General features: G+C 66.0%; 11 protein-coding genes. 4 read left to right on the top strand and 7 right to left on the bottom strand.

Going from position 1 to position 17209, the window contains the following annotated elements:
* Position 1: 1 nt before the first annotated feature.
* From ACW175_RS10225 to cobO, 5 genes are all read right to left on the bottom strand, one after another.
* Complete coding sequence (locus ACW175_RS10225; RefSeq protein WP_492104375.1) at positions 2 to 1903, bottom strand: tetratricopeptide repeat-containing sulfotransferase family protein; 1902 nt, start codon at positions 1901 to 1903, stop codon at positions 2 to 4.
* Entirely contained in the window at positions 1900 to 2520 is a 621-nt protein-coding gene (locus ACW175_RS10220) for an aspartyl/asparaginyl beta-hydroxylase domain-containing protein (RefSeq protein ID WP_492104374.1), read from the bottom strand. Before ACW175_RS10220 ends, ACW175_RS10225 begins: the two co-directional genes overlap by 4 nt.
* Positions 2517 to 3155 (bottom strand): sulfotransferase family 2 domain-containing protein, encoded by a 639-nt coding sequence (locus ACW175_RS10215; RefSeq protein WP_492104373.1) that lies wholly within the window; start codon positions 3153 to 3155, stop codon positions 2517 to 2519. The genes ACW175_RS10220 and ACW175_RS10215 overlap by 4 nt, the downstream gene beginning before the upstream one ends.
* Before the next feature lie 80 nt (positions 3156 to 3235).
* Complete coding sequence (locus ACW175_RS10210) at positions 3236 to 6037, bottom strand: TonB-dependent receptor (protein ID WP_492104372.1); 2802 nt, start codon at positions 6035 to 6037, stop codon at positions 3236 to 3238.
* 388 nt (positions 6038 to 6425) lie between these two features.
* Entirely contained in the window at positions 6426 to 7037 is a 612-nt protein-coding gene (cobO, locus tag ACW175_RS10205) for a cob(I)yrinic acid a,c-diamide adenosyltransferase (protein ID WP_492104371.1), read from the bottom strand.
* A 172-nt stretch (positions 7038 to 7209) separates the two neighbouring features.
* On the opposite strand from cobO, the gene kdgD reads away from it, so the two are divergent.
* The 3 genes from kdgD (at position 7210) to ACW175_RS10190 (ending at position 10828) form a co-directional block, all read left to right on the top strand.
* Positions 7210 to 8154 carry a 5-dehydro-4-deoxyglucarate dehydratase gene (kdgD, locus tag ACW175_RS10200; protein WP_492104370.1) on the top strand — a complete coding sequence of 315 codons (945 nt, stop codon included), beginning with the start codon at positions 7210 to 7212 and terminating at the stop codon, positions 8152 to 8154.
* Positions 8155 to 8295: 141 nt separating this feature from the next.
* The gene (locus tag ACW175_RS10195) at positions 8296 to 9204 is read left to right on the top strand and encodes a LysR substrate-binding domain-containing protein (RefSeq protein WP_099577307.1); all 909 of its coding nucleotides are present in this window, start codon (positions 8296 to 8298) and stop codon (positions 9202 to 9204) included.
* A gap of 58 nt (positions 9205 to 9262) precedes the next feature.
* A complete protein-coding gene (locus ACW175_RS10190) occupies positions 9263 to 10828 on the top strand; it encodes a carboxylesterase/lipase family protein (RefSeq protein WP_492104369.1) in 1566 nt (521 codons plus the stop codon).
* Between the two features lie 10 nt (positions 10829 to 10838).
* On the opposite strand, the gene ACW175_RS10185 is transcribed toward ACW175_RS10190, so the two are convergent.
* Both ACW175_RS10185 and ACW175_RS10180 read right to left on the bottom strand, forming a co-directional pair.
* Entirely contained in the window at positions 10839 to 12683 is a 1845-nt protein-coding gene (locus ACW175_RS10185) for a DUF8034 domain-containing protein (protein ID WP_492104368.1), read from the bottom strand.
* A 2-nt stretch (positions 12684 to 12685) separates the two neighbouring features.
* Complete coding sequence (locus ACW175_RS10180) at positions 12686 to 14002, bottom strand: MFS transporter (protein ID WP_492104367.1); 1317 nt, start codon at positions 14000 to 14002, stop codon at positions 12686 to 12688.
* A gap of 369 nt (positions 14003 to 14371) precedes the next feature.
* Between ACW175_RS10180 and ACW175_RS10175 the strand changes: the two genes are divergently transcribed.
* Positions 14372 to 17164: a TonB-dependent receptor gene (locus ACW175_RS10175; RefSeq protein WP_492104366.1), complete on the top strand. Its 2793-nt coding sequence runs from the start codon at positions 14372 to 14374 to the stop codon at positions 17162 to 17164.
* The last annotated feature ends 45 nt before the right edge of the window (positions 17165 to 17209 follow it).

Here is a 17209-nt window from a genome sequence, read left to right as displayed (position 1 = left end):
GTCAGTCCTTGTAGCCGGTCGCGGCGTCGCCTAGCGCATGACGCAACGGCTCGAGCCACGGCGCGTAGTTCCGCCACTGGGTCAGACTCTCCCGGCCAAGCGGCTGACGCACCTGCTCGGAACTGGGCGTGCGCACGCTGCGCCGCGTTTCGTGGAAGGTCAGGCAGGCCGGCTCGAAGGGCAGCCCCGCATGGAGCAGCATCCGCCGCACGCCCCCTTCGAGATCGTCGACCACGTCCTCGTACGAGACTCTCAGCACCCGTCCCGGGAGCACCTTGTCCCAGTGCCGCATGACCTCGAGATAGGTTCGGTAGTAGCGGGCGATATCGTCGACCCCGTAGGTAAATTCTTGGTTCGTCGTGCCGAACAGCTGCTTGAGATTGCTGAAGCCGCAGGCCATCGGCTCGCGCCGGACGTCGAGGATCGTCGCGCGCGGTAGGATCAGGTGGATCAGGCCGATATGCCAGAAGTTGTTCGGCATCTTGTCGACGAAGAACGGCCGGCCCAGCCGCCGATAGGTCCGTGTGTCGGCCAGGAAACGCTGGCCCAGCACCCTCGCCTCTTCGGCTGTCAGATCCAGAAGAGCCTCGGGCTGCAGCGGCAGGCCGCAGTTCGTATCCCGGCCGCAGACCTCGCCGACATAGCGGCCGATCTCGGTCAACTCCTGCGTACCCTCGACCTGGGAATGGGAGGCCAGGATTTGTTCGATCAGGGTCGACCCCGAACGCGGCAGGCCCAGGACGAAGATCGGCGCCGGATCTTCCGCCCCCCAGCCGGCGCGTTCGGCGAAGACCTCGGCGGTTAAGACCTGCTTCAGGCGGGCGGCGTACGCCTCCGTCACCTCCGGTCGCCAGCGACCGAGGTCGCGGCGCACCGCGTTTCCGCGAGCGTAGGCGCGCCACGAAGCTTCGTGTTCGCCCCGATCCTCGAGCGCTTTGCCCAAGGCGAAGCCGAGATAGACGCGGTCCATGTCCTGAAGGTCGTTGCGAGCCTCCAGGGCGCCCATCCGCGCGACCTCGTCATCGGTAAAGCGATAGGTCTTGAGGTTGGCCAGACTGAACCAGGCCACGCCATTGTCCGGTCGCGCCGCCAGCGAAGCCTGATAGTCAGCGATGGCCTCCGCCCGCCGGCCGGTGATCTTCAAGGCGTTGGCGCGCCACAGGCGCAGGTCGGCGACTTCCGGACCCGTCGGGGGCAGACCGTCCAGCAGGCGCGCATAGAGATCGATCACGGGCTCATGGTCACCCAGGGCGACGCAGGCCGCGCCATATTGCTTGAGATAGTCGCGGTTGTCGGGATCGTCCCGCAGCAGGCGCTCGGCCTCCCGCCGCGCTTGCGCCGGCTTCTGCCGTTGCAGCAGCACCATTCCGTAGTCGAAGCGGGCGGCGTGGTAGTCCGGCGCGCGCTCCACCACCGATTCCAGCAGCCTCTCGGCCTCGGCGAGGTCGCCGCGCTCGTGGCGGATCCGCGCGAACAGGCGCAACGCGCCGACATTGAGAGGATCCTGGCGCAGATAGTCGCTGAGGACTTCCTCGGCCGGCTCCAGGTCGCCATCGGCCAACAGGCTTCTGGCCATCACCACCGCCGGCGGCAGCTGTTTCAGGATGGCCAGATGCTGGCCCGCCATGGCCGACTGGGCGATGTCGCCCTGCATCCGATAGAGCTGCTCAAGCATGTCCCAACTGGCCGGCAGGCTCGGGTTCAGGCGCACGGCCTCACGCAGCGCCGCGATCGCCGCTGGGCCGTCTCGCAGCAGGATGAGGCAGTGCCCCCGTTCCTGGTGGAGGCGGCTGAACCGGGGGTGCAGCGCCTCCAGCCGCGCCAGCGTGGCCAGGGCGTCCGGCACGCGTTGGCCGACGCGCAGGCTCTGGGCTTCGCGCAGCAAGGCGTCGCGTTCCGTCACCGCGTCGCGCTCGCCGCCAGGAACGGCGCCAGCCAGTCCGGATCCGGCTGGTCGGCGTCGTAATATTCGAAGATCAGGTGGATGCGATCGGTGTCGCCGTTGTTACGCACCCAGTGCGGGCCGAGATTGTCGACCTCCACCGCCTCGCCCACGGGAAAATGGCGTTCCTTCCCGCCGAAGAACGCCACCACGCCGGGATTGGTCGTCAGGGGGACGTGGATCTTGTGCGGCCACTTCGCGGCGGGGTTGGCGTCGATGTGCGGGTGGATCACCCCGCCCGGCGGCATGCTGGCCAGCATCACGCGCGGGAACATGCCTCTCGCGTAGCCGTATTCGCTACCCGTCTTCGCCAGCACCGGCTCCAGCAGAGCGCGCCATGGAGCCCAGGCCGGACGATCGTGCGACCCGCGCCAGTCGCGCGGGCTGTCGATGAAGCGGAAGACGATGTGGCGCGTGGCGCCCAGCGCCTCGAACCGGTTCGGCTTATCAGCGTTCTCCGCCGCCCAAACCGCCTCGGGAATCGCCAGCACGGCGGTCCGCAAGGCGGCGATGTCGACCAGTCCGAGCTGGCGGACCGTCGTGGTCTTGCGCGGATTGGCGTCGGGCGCGGCGCTCATCGCAGGCCTTCGAAAGTGTAGCCGAACAGCTCCAGATCCTGGGCGTAGCGAGCCGCGACGCCGTCAATCAGGGCCTGATCGTAGTATTGGCGATAGTCACCGTGCTGGCTGCCGTTGACGTGCTCGAGCGGATGGGAAGGAATGCCGATCCGCGCGCAGATGGCGTCGTAGGACCCCTGCATGTCCTCTACCCGGCCGATCGCGTCGGTCAGCAGGGTCGCGCTGTCGTCGCCGACCAGCAGCGAGGCCTGCGGCTTGAACAGGATGTGCTGCTCCGGCGGCTCGGCGAAGAGAAAGTGACGCATCACATCGCGCGGGCGCTGCTGGAAGACATGGCCGCCGCGCAGCATGAAGGCGCAGTATGACACGAAGCGGTCGAACGGGTTGCGGACGAAGGCGAACTTGAAATAGCCCCCAAAGGCCTCCTCCCCCAGATGCGGCCTGACCTGCTCCAGCGACAGATGGCCATGCTGGATCTCGGCCAGATCCTGCCAGGGGAAGCGCTTGTTGAGGAACAGCCCCACCTGCTCGACATCCTCGTCGCCAAGCTGTTCGCGCAGGGCGCGCCGCACCGAATGGGTGCCGGTCTTGGGCACCGCGGCGAAGATGAAGCGATGGCGATGGGAGACAATCACGTTCGAGCCCACGCAAAAGGGGGCGCCCCTCCCCGCCGGAAAGGCGGGTCGGGGCGCGGTGTTGACCAGGATTGTTCGTCTTAGAACTTGTAGCGAAGACCGACCATGTATGTCGCGCCGCTCTGGGTCTGGTTATAGAGATACTCGTTCTGGCCCCAGAACTGGGTGTCCTTCTGGTTCGTCAGGTTGATCGCGTTCAGCGTCAGTTGCAGCGCGCTCGAGACGTTCAGGAAGGCAGAGGCGTCCACATAGGTGGAGCCCTGGAACCCGCGCGTGCTGGCGCTCATCAGGCTGTCGCTGTGGCCGGTGAACCACTTGTTGCGATGGCTCAAGGAGCCGCGCAGGCCCCAGCGCTCGGTTTCGTAGTAGAGCGTGGCGTTATAGCTGGTGTTGGAAATGCCGGTTAGGGCTTCGTCGGCGTCCACATAGGTATAGTTCACCACCGCGCCCAGCTTGTCGAATGGCGCGGGCAGGAACGAGAACTGGCCCTGCGCGGCCAGCTCAACGCCGGTCAACTGCTTCGTGCCGGCGATATTGATCGGCATCTCGAACTCTTTGACGATCGAAGTCGCCGTAGCGCCCGGGATCGTGGAGTAAGGCACGCCCGTCTGGCTGAACGGCACGTTCTCGAGCGTTTGCGTGCCGATGAAGTTCTTGATGCTCTTGTGGAACACGCTCGCCGAGAGCAGCCCGTCCTGGCCGAAGTAGTATTCCGCCGCCAGGTCCAGCGTGCTGTCCTTGTAGGGCTTCAGGTTCGGGTTGCCGCGCGAGGCCGTGATATCGCCGCTGTCGGCCTGGAACGCGCTGCCCTTGGCCGCCATCGAGCCCAGACCCGGACGGTTCAGATTTTGCGTGGCGGAGAAGCGCACCATCACCTGCGGCGTCAGTTCCAGAACCGAATTCATGGCCGGCAGCACGCCGTCATAGCTGCCTTTCACGTCCGTCGTGCCCAGATAGGCGTAGCTGTCGCCCTGGATCCAGCCGGTGCCGTGGGTGTCGCTCTGATAGCCGCGCAGGCCGACATTGCCGCGGAAGCGCTTGCCGAAAAGCTCGCTGTCCCAATCCGCCTGAACATACTCGGACACGGTCGCTTCCGAGGTCTCGTAGACGTTCTCGATGTCCTGCAGCGCGCCGCCCGTGCCGTCCTTGTTGGGGCCAAAGCGGTGGTACTCGTTGTACTTGGCGAAGGTCTTGTCGTAGTCGCCGACCAGCCACGAGCCGAAGGCGTTGGTGAACACCGAGGTCACGCCAGAGACCGACATGCCGCGCATCTTGGACCGGGTTCCATTGACGTTGTCGTCATAGAACAGGTCCCGGCCGCCTTGCGTGAACTTGTGATAGGCCACGCCGGCGCGCAGAGTCCACGTGTCGTTCAGCTCATACTTGGCGTTCAGCACGCCTTCCTTCAGTTCCGACTGGTTGTTGAAACCGCGATAGTAGAAGGAATCCAACGCGTAGTTGGCCGGGTTGGTGGCGTCGAAATTCGGATAGGAGAAGGTCGCCGATTGGCCATCGGCGCCGTAGTTGGCGACCATATTCCCCTTGGCGCGCATATAGAGCTTGTCGTCATAGGGGGTCTTGTAGGTCGACTTCTCGTAGCCGACGTGACCATCGATCGAGAAGCGATCGGACAGGTCCCACTTGCCGGTCAGCGCGACCTGGTTGAAGCGGTTTTCATTCAGCGACCGGCGATGCTCGCTGCCAAAGGTCGTGCCCGTGACGTCGGTCATGGTGACGTAGTTGCTGCTGTCCCACGCCAGGTTGTTGAGCACCGAGCCCTTCTGGAACTGCGACGGCCAGACCCCGCCCGCGGGGGTGTCGAACGCAAAGGATTTCGTACCCGACCCCAGTGGCCGCGTGGCCAGGTGATACTCGTCGCGGTGGGTGGTGAACTCACCATGCAATACGTCCAGCGTCAGCAGCAGATTGTCCGCCGGCTTCCACTGCACGGCGCCCGTCAGGCCCAGGCGCTCGGCCTTCGAGTTCCAAGACGAGATGCGGTTGCCATCCGCGATATACAGGTCGCCGGACAGGAACTTGGCCTGCTGCGCGGCGGACAGGTGGGAGATGTCCAAGCCGTTGGCGACCAGCTTGCCCATGTCCGAGGCGCTGGGCTTGTCGTAGTTATAGGTGTTGTGACCTTGCTCGGTGGTCTCGCGCTTGCTGTAGGCGACCGAAACCGCCACGCCGAACTTGTTGTCCCAGTTGTAGCTGAACAGGCCGGCGACGCGCGGCTGGGTGTCCTTGGTATATTGATTGGTGCCAGCCTTGACCGAGATGGCGCCCTTGGCGCCCGGCGCGTAGTCGAACGGCTTGCCGGTGAACAGCCCGACGGTGCCGGCCATGCCGCCCTCGTTCTGGGCCGCCTCGAAGGTCTTCTCGACCTCCACCTTCGAGAACAGTTCCGAGGCGAAGATATTGAAGTCGAAGGCCCGGTCGCGCGAGCGCTGGCCGCGGCTGTCCTGCGCCGAATCGACATTGCCCAGCACTTCCATGCCGTTCAGCTGCACGCGGGCGAAGTCGGGACCCAGGCCCCGCAGCGAGATGCGGCGACCTTCGCCCGCCTCGCGGCTGATCTGCACGCCCGGCAGGCGCTGCAGCGACTCAGCTAGGTTCAGTTCCGGGAACTTCGCCATGTCCTCGGCGACGATGGCGTCCTTCTGGATGACGGAGTCGCGCTTGATGGCGCGCGCATCGCTCAGCGATTTGCGGAAGCCGGTGACGACCACAGCGTCGACCGTGTCGGCGGCGGCCGGTTCACTGGCGGTCTGCCGCGCGAAAGCGGCCGATGAATGGGCGCCGACGGCCAGCGCCGCAACGGTCGCCAGCAAAAGGCTCTTCAGGTTCGGGCCCGCGGCTCGAACGGGATATCGGATCGACATGAGTGGTTCCCCTGCCCCAACTGGTATGGACCAGAGTGCTTTAAACAGCTGTGGCGACATCAGCGTGACAGTGGCCGGCCTCGACCCGGGAATTTGCTCGGAACGAGCGCTCATCCGGACGACGACGTTCGCGGATACGACACCAGGGGTTGGGTGTTCGTGTCTGGATCGATCGGCCGACCTTGTAGGCCGGCCGAGAGGCGACGGCCCCTAAAGACCGTCCGAGCCGCACCCGTTCTCAGAATTTGGACTATACCAAAAAACGCTGCTCGCTCATTGCGATGGCGCGAGGGCGACTGCGGAGGCTATGCGTCGAGGCCGCGCGCCAGGGCTTCAACGCGTCGCGTTGGCGGTCAGATACAACGCTCGGCCGTCCGAAAGGTCGGGATCAGAACTCGATCCCCGCCTGGGCCTTCACGCCTGAACGGAACGGATGCTTGACCTGCGTCATCTCGGTGACGAGGTCGGCAACGTCGATCAGGGCCTGCGGCGCGTTGCGGCCGGTGACGATGACATGCTTGCCCTCGGGGCGACTGACGATCGCCTCGATCACCTCTTCGACCGGCAGATAGTCGTAGCGCAGGACGATGTTCAGTTCGTCGGCCACCACTATGTCGATCTCGGGATCGGCTATGCGCGCCTTCACCGCCTCCCAGGCCTCGCGCGCCACGGCGATGTCGCGGGCGCGGTCCTGGGTGTCCCAGGTGAAGCCCTCACCCATGGGCTTGAACTCCACATGGTCGGGGAAGGCGTCGAACACCACCTTCTCGCCCGTTTGCAGCGCGCCCTTCACGAACTGGATCACCGACACCCTCTGACCGTGGCCGATGGCGCGGCAGACCATGCCCAGGGCCGCGGTGGTCTTGCCCTTGCCGGGACCGGTATTGACGATCAGCAGGCCCTTCTCGATCTGCCGCTCGGCCATCATCTTGGCGCGCGCAACCTGGATCTTGGCCATCTTGGCGTTGTGCCTGGCGTTGAGGTCGGCTTCGTCGGTCATAGCATAGGCTCCTGAGCAAGTTGGGACCGCCCGAGGCGGATCAAGCCAATTCCCGCATCGGTCCATAGCACCTTTGGCTTAGACCGCGACGGCGGCCCTCTCTACCGTGATGATCAAGAAGCGGCCCCGCGCGAATGATCCGCGCCAAGGGCCGCCGCTCGGAGAGGACTTCATGAGCCGAATGTCGCCGACGGAAATGGCCCGCCAGCTCGGCGGCGGCCTGCTGTCGTTCCCCGTCACCCACTTCGATGACCAGCGCCAGTTCGTGGAAGCGCCCTACCGCGAGCACTGCGGCTGGATGCTGGAGCGGGACCTCGCCGGCCTGTTCGCCGCCGGCGGCACGGGCGAGTTCTTCTCGCTGCGCCCCTCGGAAGTCGGCCAGGTGGTCCGCGCGGCCGTCGCCGAGACCAATGGCAGGATCCCGGTCATCGCCGGCTGCGGCTACGGCACGGCCATCGCCACCGACTTGGCCGCTGACGCGGAAGCCGCCGGCGCCGACGGCGTGCTGCTGCTACCGCCCTACCTGACCAACGCGACGCAGGAGGGCCTGGCCGCCCACATCGAGGCGGTCTGCAAGGCCACCAAGCTGGGGGTCATCGTCTACAATCGCGACAACGCGATCATCAACGAGGACACGCTCGAGAAGCTGTGCGCGCGCAATCCCAACCTCGTGGGCTTCAAGGACGGCGTCGGCGACCTGGAATTGATGATGCGGGTCTATGCCCGCATGGGCGACCGCCTGACCTATATCGGCGGCCTGCCGACGGCCGAGACCTTCGCCCTGCCCTATCTGGAGATGGGCGTTACGACCTATTCGTCGGCCATCTTCAACTTCATGCCGGAATGGGCGCTGGCGTTCTACAAGTCGGTCCGCGCCCGCGACCGCGAGGCGGTCATGGCCGGCCTGCGCGACTTCGTGCTGCCCTACATCACCCTGCGCAACAGGGGCAAAGGCTATGCGGTCTCGATCGTCAAGGCGGGCATGAAGGCCATCGGCCGCGACGCGGGCCCTGTACGCCTTCCGTTGACCGAGTTGACGGCCGCCGAATATGCCGAACTCCAGGGCCTGATCGGCCGCGCGCATGGCGGCGACCAGCGCCGCGCCGCGAACGGCTAAGGGACTTAAGGTCGATGCGCGCCACGCATCGACCCGTCCGCCCACACGATGAACGCCCTGCCCGGCAAGAAGACATTGGCGATCGGTCCGAACGAGCGTCTAGCTTCACGCCTCCAGGGTGTCGTCGATGGGCGTTTTCCGATGTTCGAACTGAGTCAGCTGCGCTGCTTCGTGGCCACGGCCGAAGAGCTGCATTTCGGCCGCGCGGCGCAGCGGCTGAACATGACCCAGCCGCCGCTCAGCCGGCAGGTGCAGTTGCTAGAGCGGATCCTGGGCGTAACCCTGCTGGATCGCACCAGCCGGTCGGTGCGCCTGACACCCGCCGGCCGAGCCTTCCTGCTGGAAGCCCGCCGCATCCTGCGCCTGGCCGAGAGCGCGGCCCTGGCCACCCGCCGCATCGCCAGCGGCGACGCCGGCCAGATCGCCATCGGCTTCACGGCCGCCTCTGGCTACAACTTCCTGCCGCAACTTGTGATCCTGTCCAAGGCCCGCCTGCCCAATGCCGACCTGACCCTGCGCGAGATGGTCACCCGCGAGCAGGTCGAGGCCTTGCTGACCGGCCGCATCGACATAGGTCTGGTCCGCCCGCCGATGGAGCGGGTCGAATTCGCCACCGCCCGCGTGCTGTCCGAGCCGCTGGTCGCGGCCCTGCCGACCGGCGACGCGCGCCTGGCCAAGGCGTCCCTGACCCTGGCCGACTTCGATGGACAGCCCCTGATCATGTATTCGCCCGAGGGCGCGGGCTATTTCTACAATATGCTGACCACACTGTTCGACGCCAACGGCGTGTCGCCGAACTACATCCAGCACGTCACCCAGATCCACTCGATGCTGGCCCTGGTCCATGCCGGCCTCGGCGCGGCGATCGTGCCGGAGGCGGCCATGAGCCTGCATTTCGACGACGTGCAGTTCCGGCCCGTGGAGACCACGCCCGACCGCCCGGTCGAGCTCTACATGGCCTGGCGCAAGGACAACGAGAGCCCGATCCTGCAGACCTTCATCGATCTTTGCCTGGCCGAGGCCCCGCCGTCGGAGTCCGGCGCGCGCTGACGCGTCCCTCTCCCGGTGGGCTTGAGGCCCAACGACAAGAGACCTGGGAGAGACGTTCATGACCCTCGATCGCCGCGCCGTGCTGGCCGGAACCCTGGCGGTCGCCGCCGCGCCCCGCGTCAACGCAGCCGGGCTCGCCGCGCCCGTGGCGACCACCACCGCCGGCCGGGTGCGCGGGGCTGAAGTCGACGGCGTCAAGATCTTCAAGGGTGTTCGCTACGGCGCCGACACCGCGTCACGGCGCTTCCAGCCGGCGCAGGCCGCCCAACCCTGGAAGGGGATCGCCGACGCCCTCGCCTATGGCCCGGCCAGCCCCCAGTTGAAAGCCGACGAGCCGACCAGCGAGGACTGCCTGTTCCTCAATGTCTGGACGCCCGGCGTGGCCGACGGGAAGAAGCGGCCGGTGATGTTCTACGTTCACGGCGGGGCGCACGCGAATGGCTCCGGGTCCAGCCCGCTGTATGACGGGACCTGGCTGGCCAAGACCCATGACGTGGTGGTGGTGGTGGTGAACCACCGGCTGAACTGCTTCGGCTACGCCTATCTGGCGCGGCTGGGCGGGGCCGAACTGGCCGACAGCGGCAATGTCGGCAATCTCGACCTGATCCTGGCGCTGCGGTGGGTGCGCGACAACATCGGCGCGTTCGGCGGCGATCCCAGCAACGTCATGGCCTTCGGCCAGTCGGGCGGCGGCGGCAAGGTGGTGACGCTGATGGCCATGCCGCGCGCGGCGGGCCTGTACCACAAGGTCGCGACCATGAGCGGCCAGCACGTCACGGCCATGGGCCCGCTGCACGCCACGATCCGCGCCAAGGCCTTCATGGAGAAGCTGGGCCTCAAGCCCGACCAGGTCGAGACGCTCAAGACCCTGCCCGCCGCCCAGTTGGTCGAGGCCCTGAAGATGCGCGATCCGCTGGAGCGCAAGGGCGGGATCATCTTCTGGTCGGTGCTGGACCACGGCGTCCTGGCCCGCCACCCGTTCTATCCCGACGCCCCGTGCGAGAGCGGCCACATTCCGATGATCATCGGCAACACCCATGACGAGACGAAAGCCTTCCTGGGCGGTGATCCCCGGAACTTCGCCCTGACCTGGGAGGAGTTGCCGGGCCGGCTGGAGAACGAGCTCGTTTTGGACATGTCGCCCGAATACCTGGTGGCCAAGTACCGGGCGCTCTATCCAAACTACAGCCCCTCGGACTGCTTCTTCGCCATCACGACGGCGGGGCGGTCGTGGCCGGGCCACCTGATTCAGGCCGAGCGACGCGCACAGATCGAGGCGCCGGTCTGGATGTACCAGCTGGACTTCGGCGCCCAGACCGATCCGAAGATGGGCGCCTATCACAGCTACGACATCGCCCTGGTCTTCGGCACGCTGGACGCCAAGGGCTCGATGACCGGGACGGGGCCGGCGGCGCGAAAGGTTCGGGACCAGATGAGCGCGGCGTTCGTGTCGCTGGCGCGCACGGGGAATCCCAACGGCCCTGCGATCCCGGCTTGGGAGAAGTACACACTGCCGAGGCGGTCGACCCTGGTGATCAACGAGACATCGACGATGGTGGATGATCCCCGCAAGGAGGAGCGAGAGATCTTCGCGGTCGCGCCGTTCTTGAAGGAAGGGACCTGACGCCGACGCGTCAGGCTCGGTCCCAGGGGAAGGTCAGGGTCGGGGCGTTCGTATAGCGCTTCATCTTCAAGGTCAGCCGCGCGCCGGCGCCAGCGGCGAGGCGCAGCGTGAAGGCCGAGGAATCGACCGGCAGGGCGGCCCCCTCACCGATCGCCGCGCTGAGGATCTGATGCTCGGCATAGGCGCCGCCCTGGACGGTCAAGGTGCGCGCCGCGACCTGGTTGGTGTTGACCAGCGTGACAACCGTCTCCTCCTCGCCGAGTTTCTCGACAAGGGCGGCGACGTCCGGCGGGATACCAGCGCGGCGATGCGCGGGATCGAACCAGCGCAGGCGGGCATAGCGCAGCGCCCCGCCCTGGGCCGGCGAGGTTCCCGACCACGGCGGCCGGGCGATCTGGATGCCGCCCTCCATCAGGTGGATCAGGGCCGTGACGCTGGCCGGATTGATGTCCAGGGCCGCGTCGGCCAGGCGGGTGTCGGGCGTGGTCTTGTCGTCATGCTGGGCCTGGGCGCGAGCGCGGACGCGCTCGAGATCAGCGCGCAAGGCCTTGGCCGGGAAGCCGGGGTCCTTACCCTCCAGATAGGTCAGCCAGGGATGCTCGGCGGCGCGGGCGCGGTCGCTGGCCTTCTGCGACATGTACCAGATTTCGAGGCCGTTCAGCCGGTACTCGCCGGGCGAATAGCCGTACCATCCCTTGGGGCCGTACATGCGCGGGGTCATGACCTTGCCGTCGACGGTCTTCTTCTGGGCGTTGATCACGTCGTTCTGACGACGCCAGACGTCGAGATACTTGTCTTCGCCGGTCAGCAGATAGGCGTTGAGGAAACCGACCACGGCGCGCGGCACGCGGTTGCGATCCTCGCGCTTGCCGGTCTGGGGCGCCAGGGGGCTGAAGCCCCAGCCGTAGGTCCCGCTCCACCATTGGCCCTTGGGCCCGCCGATCTTGCCGTCCAGGCCGATCTTGCTGGGCAGGACACCGCCATTGGCCTTGGCGCGGTCGATCCAGGCGTCCACGTAACTCACGATCCAGTCGCGGTACTTCGGCTCGTGATCCAGCATGTAGGCGTTCATGACCAAGCTGGTGGCCTGGAGGTTCAGCGGCGCATCGCCGACCACGTCGCCATATTCGTCGTAGTGGTGCAGCGTCTCTTCATAGCTGCTCTCGCCGTGCTCCATGAAGAAGTTGGTCGGGTCGAACCGGTCGCCGGCCCAGTCCAGCGGCGTGGCCGGGCGCAACATCGGCCCCTTGCTGCCGGTGATCATGCTGCGGATGATCTTCAGCTTCGGGTCGTAGTTCGCGACCGCCTTGTCCTCGCCGGTATAGAAGCCCGAGAAGCGCTTCACCCGGTCGCGATACCTGGCGTCATAGGGGTCCGACAGGCCCAGCAGGTTGAACACCGACAGCCCCTCGGACAGGTGCTGCCAATCGGTCATGACCGGAAACTCGCGGTAGTACATGCCCTCGCGAGCGAACGGCACCTCCTTCGTCCTGGCCGCCGTATATTGGGCGACGTTGCCGTCGAAGGCCTTCTTAGCCATGGCCAGCAGGCTATCTCCGGCCCCAAGCGCATGCAGGGTCGGCCAGTCGTTGACGTTCTCGATGGCGTCGTCAGGACCATCATTGGCGCCCCAGCGCTCGACCGCCCGCAGCCAGCCGCGATCGTCGAAATAGCGCGCGAAGAAGGCCGCGCAGGCCTCCTCATTGGCCTTAAGCAGTTCGCGCTGCAGCAGCGCCCACTCGGGCGGGGCCATTGGCGTCGAGACGGTCACCAGCGGAGCGGCGTTCGCCGACTTGGCCAGGGCGACGAAGGCCAGGGCCGAGGCGCCGGCCAGGATGGAGCGGCGGGTGGTCATGTTCAGGCGGCCTTCAGGTCCAGACGCTGGATTTTCCCGACGATCACGAAATACGCCAGGATGCAGATCAGGCAGTGGACGCCGACAAAGATCAGCGCTCCGTCGAACGAGCCGGTCGCCTTGACGATGTAGCCGATGACGATCGGGGTCACGATACCGGCGACATTGCCGAAGGTGTTGAAGATGCCGCCCGTGACGCCGGCCATCTCCTTGGGCGAGGTGTCGGCCACCACCGCCCAGCCCAGCGACGCCACGCCCTTGCCGAAGAAGGCCGCGGCCATGATCACGATGACCAGCCACTCCTGCTCGACGTAGTTGCAGAGGATGATGCAGGTGGCCAGCACCATCCCCAGCAGCAGCGGGGTCTTGCGAGCGATGTCCAGGTTGCCGGTCTTCTTCAGCAGGCCGTCCGAGATCATGCCGCCCAGAATGCCGCCGGCGAAGCCGCACAGGGCTGGCAAGGCAGCGGTGAAGCCGGCTTGCAGGATCGACAGGCCGCGCTCCTTGACCAGGTAGATCGGAAACCAGGTGACGAAGAAATAGGTCAGGACATTGATGCAGTATTGGCCGAGATAGACGCCCAGCAGCATGCGGTTGGTCAGAACCTGCTTGACGTTGGGCCAGGTAAAGGCCGCGCCATTGGCCGCGTTCTTCTCTTCCATCCGCACCAGGCCGCCGCCGGCCTCGATATAGTCGACCTCGGCCTTGTTGACGGCCGGATGCGCGAGCGGGCTGTGGATCAGCTTGGCGAAGATGGCGGCGGCCGCGATGCCCACCACGCCCATCACCCAAAATACCGAGCGCCAGCCGAAGCTGTGGGCCAGCCAGCCCATCAGCGGCGCGAAGGCGACCAGCGAGAAGTATTGGGCCGAGTTGAAGATCGCCGAGGCCGTGCCGCGCTCGGAGCTCGGGAACCAGGCCGCGACGATGCGGGCGTTGGCCGGGAACGACGGCGACTCCCCAAGGCCGACGGCGAAGCGCATGGCGAACAGCACCGCGGCCGCCATCAGGCCGGTGAAGAAGCCCGCGAAGCCCTGCAGCGCCGTGAACAGCGACCAAACCAACAGCGAGATAACGTAGATCGTCTTCGAGCCGAACTTGTCCAGCAGCGCCCCGCCCGGGATCTGGCCCAGGACATAGGCCCAGGCGAAGGCCGACAGGATGTAGCCCATCGCCACCGGATCCAGGCCCAGCTCCTTCGACGCCGACTGGCCTGCGATCGAGAAGGTCGCGCGGTCGGCGTAGTTGATGGTGGTGATGATGAAGAGCACCGTGATGATCAGCCAACGCACGCGCGTCCGCTTGTCGGCTTCGGTCATCCTTCGTCCCCTCCCCTCATGAAACCGATCTGACGTCGGTGTGGGCAGGGGAACGCTAGAGGCGCCCGTTCGCCAGGTCTAAGTCAATTCGCCTATGGACCGATCCAAGGCGGACATGGATCGAACCGCTTTCGGCATCAAACCCGCTCCGTACACGAATATCGCGCGGGCTGGTCTCTACCGCGCCCTATGCACTCGATTGCACGGGATGATGACAGGCTCGATCCGTGCCGAACGCGCATAGGTTCATACCCGATTGGGATTGGCCCTGGACGAAAATCCACACCTATCTTCACGGCAACGAAGAAGGCGGCCAGATCGTCTTCGGTACGAAAGAGACCCGCGAAACGCGGGCACCGGGAGGGAACCATGTCGACCAACCACACGACCGCCCTGCGCGCCGCCCTGGCGCTGAGCGCCTCGGCCCTGGCGATGGCGATGGCCAGCGCGGCGACCGCTCAAGAGGCCGCGCCGGCCCAGCCGGCGTCCGACGAGGTCGAGGCCGTCGTCGTCACCGGCTTCCGCGCCAGCCTGCAGAGCGCCATCAACATCAAACGCGGCTCGAGCGGCGTCGTCGACGCCATCAAGGCCGAGGACATCGCCCAGTTCCCCGACCTGAACCTGGCGGAGTCGCTGCAACGCATCCCGGGCGTCTCGATCTCGCGCATCAACGGCGAAGGCCGCCAGATCACGGTTCGGGGCCTTGGCTCGGAATACACCCGCGTCCGCATCAACGGCATGGAGGCCATCTCGACCACCGGCGGCACGGCCAACAGCGGCGGCACCAACCGCGGTCGCGGCTTCGACTTCAACGTCTTCGCCTCGGATCTCTTCAACAGCATAGCGGTGCGCAAGACCGCCTCGGCCGATGTCGAGGAAGGCTCGCTGGGCGCCACGGTCGACCTGAACACCTCGCGCGCCTTCGACAGCCGCAAGCCCCAGCTCGTGCTGTCGGCCGGCGGCAGCTACAATGACCTGTCCGAGAAGACCACGCCGCGCCTCTCGGCCCTGGCCAGCCGCACCTTCTTCGACGGCAAGCTGGGCGTGCTGATCTCGGCCGCCTACGAAGAGCGGCATCTGAAGGAAGAAGGCGCCAACATCACTCGCTGGGCCGTCGGCGGCAGCAACGGCGGCTTCAACGCGGCCTCGACCGTGCCCGGTTACACGCTGGCCCAGATCAACAACACCAGCACGACGACGGGCATATTCGCCCCGCGCATCCCGGCCTATGTCAGCTACGACATCCAGAACAAACGCACGGGCCTGGCCGGCTCACTGCAGTTCAAGCCGGACACCAATACCGAGATCACGCTGGACACGCTGTACGCCTATCTGAAGGGCTTGCGGAAGGAAGCCCAGCTGCAGGCCATCGGCCTGTCGCGCGCCACCACCGGCAAGCCTGAAACGATCATTCGGGACGGCGTCGTCCAGGGCAATGACCTGGTCTATGCCCGAATGGACAATGTCGATCTGCGCGCCCAGTCGGCCTATGACGAGCTGAACACCGAGTTCAAGCAGTTCACCCTGTCGGCCAAGCACAACTTCGGCGACCGCCTGGTCGTCGGCGCCCTGGCCGGCTATGCGGACTCGACCTTCACCCAGCCGGTCTCGACGATCGTCACCTTCGACCGCGCCAACAGCCAGAACTACAGCTACGACTTCCGCAAGGGCCGCGCGCCCCAGATCCTGCTGGGCTTCGACGCGACCAACCCAGCCAACTGGTCGGCGACCAACGGCACGTCGGAAGTCCGGCTGCGCCCGACCTTCGTCGAGAACCAGTTCTCGACCGCCAAGGTCTATGGCGAGTGGGAAGCCAACGAGAACCTGAAGCTCAAGGCCGGCGTGGACTGGCGCAAGTTCGAGTATGACAGCTACGGCCTGTACCGCACGACCGAAACCGTCAGCCAGACCTTGACCCCGGACCAGTTGGCTTCGGTGTCGAAGGTGTTCAGCGGCTTCGGCAAGGGGCTGGACATGCCGTCCGGCAACGCCACCGCCTGGCTGGTCCCCGACATCGACAAGTACGCCGCCCTGCTGAACATCTACAGCAACACCGGTATCTACGCCCTGACCGGCACCAACAACACCTCGGCCCGCGGCCAGTACGGCGCGGTCGAGGAGCAGGACACCGGCGCCTATGTCCAGGCCGAGTTTCGCTTCCAGGCGATGGGCTTACCCTTCCGCGGCGACGCCGGCCTGCGCCGCGTCCACACCGAGCAGGAATCGGCCGGCTATGCCGCCGTCGGCGGCGTGATCCAGCGCGTTGACGTCAAGCGCGACTACGACCTGACCCTGCCGTCGTTCAACCTGGCGGCCGACGTCACCGACACCTTCGTGGCCCGCTTCAGCGCCGCCAAGACGATCGCCCGTCCGGGCATCGGCTCGTTGTCGCCCGGTGGGGACGTCGCCGTGCAGGGCGCGAACCGCAGCTTCAGCTCGGGCAATCCGTACCTGAACCCGACCCAGTCCAAGAACCTCGATGTGTCGCTGGAGTGGTATCCGTCGTCGGGCACGATGTTCGCGGCGGGCATCTTCTACAAGAAGATCAACACCTTCGTGGCCACCCAGAGCGAGCTGCGCGCCTATAACACCCTGGGCCTGCCCAACTCGCTGATCGCCGGCACCACCGCCACGCCGGACATGCTGTTCCAGGTCTCCAAGCCGATCAACACCAAGGGCGGCGACCTGAAGGGCTTCGAACTGAACGTCCAGCAGCCCTTCACCTTCCTGCCTGGGTGGCTGAGCCACTTCGGCGTGATCGCCAACTACACCTATGTCGCTTCCAAGATCGAATATCCGACCTCGTCGACCGCCGGCGCGCCGGTGGTGATCAACGACCTGATCGGCCTGTCGAAGAACGCCGCCAACGCAACGCTCTACTACGAGACCGACAAGTGGAGCGTCCGGGGCTCGCTGGCCTATCGCGCCGGCTACCTGACCCAGGTCCCGGGCAGCGACGGCAACACCGTCCAGGGCACCAACGAGACCCTGAACGTCGACATGCAGGCCAGCTGGAACATCCGCGAGAACCTGAAGCTCTCGGTCGAGGGCGTGAACCTGACCGACGAGTTCAACGACCAGTACGTCGGCGATAGCGACCGCCTGAACGTCTACACCCACAGCGGCCGCCAGTTCATTGTCGGCCTCCGCTACAATTTCTAGGCCCGGTATTTCTAGGCGTCCTTCTTCATTCACCGCCTAGCATTA

The sequence above is a fragment of the Caulobacter sp. FV1ye6ST genome, assembly GCF_058681225.1.
This window is presented reverse-complemented; position numbering and strand designations above follow the sequence as displayed.

Coding starts and splice junctions, on each gene's coding strand:
- ACW175_RS10220 (WP_492104374.1), bottom strand. CDS start 2,520: ATGAGCGCCGCGCCCGACGCCAATCCGCGCAAGACCACGACGGTCCGC.
- ACW175_RS10210 (WP_492104372.1), bottom strand. CDS start 6,037: ATGTCGATCCGATATCCCGTTCGAGCCGCGGGCCCGAACCTGAAGAGC.
- cobO (WP_492104371.1), bottom strand. CDS start 7,037: ATGACCGACGAAGCCGACCTCAACGCCAGGCACAACGCCAAGATGGCC.
- kdgD (WP_492104370.1), top strand. CDS start 7,210: ATGAGCCGAATGTCGCCGACGGAAATGGCCCGCCAGCTCGGCGGCGGC.
- ACW175_RS10195 (WP_099577307.1), top strand. CDS start 8,296: ATGTTCGAACTGAGTCAGCTGCGCTGCTTCGTGGCCACGGCCGAAGAG.
- ACW175_RS10190 (WP_492104369.1), top strand. CDS start 9,263: ATGACCCTCGATCGCCGCGCCGTGCTGGCCGGAACCCTGGCGGTCGCC.
- ACW175_RS10185 (WP_492104368.1), bottom strand. CDS start 12,683: ATGACCACCCGCCGCTCCATCCTGGCCGGCGCCTCGGCCCTGGCCTTC.
- ACW175_RS10180 (WP_492104367.1), bottom strand. CDS start 14,002: ATGACCGAAGCCGACAAGCGGACGCGCGTGCGTTGGCTGATCATCACG.
- ACW175_RS10175 (WP_492104366.1), top strand. CDS start 14,372: ATGTCGACCAACCACACGACCGCCCTGCGCGCCGCCCTGGCGCTGAGC.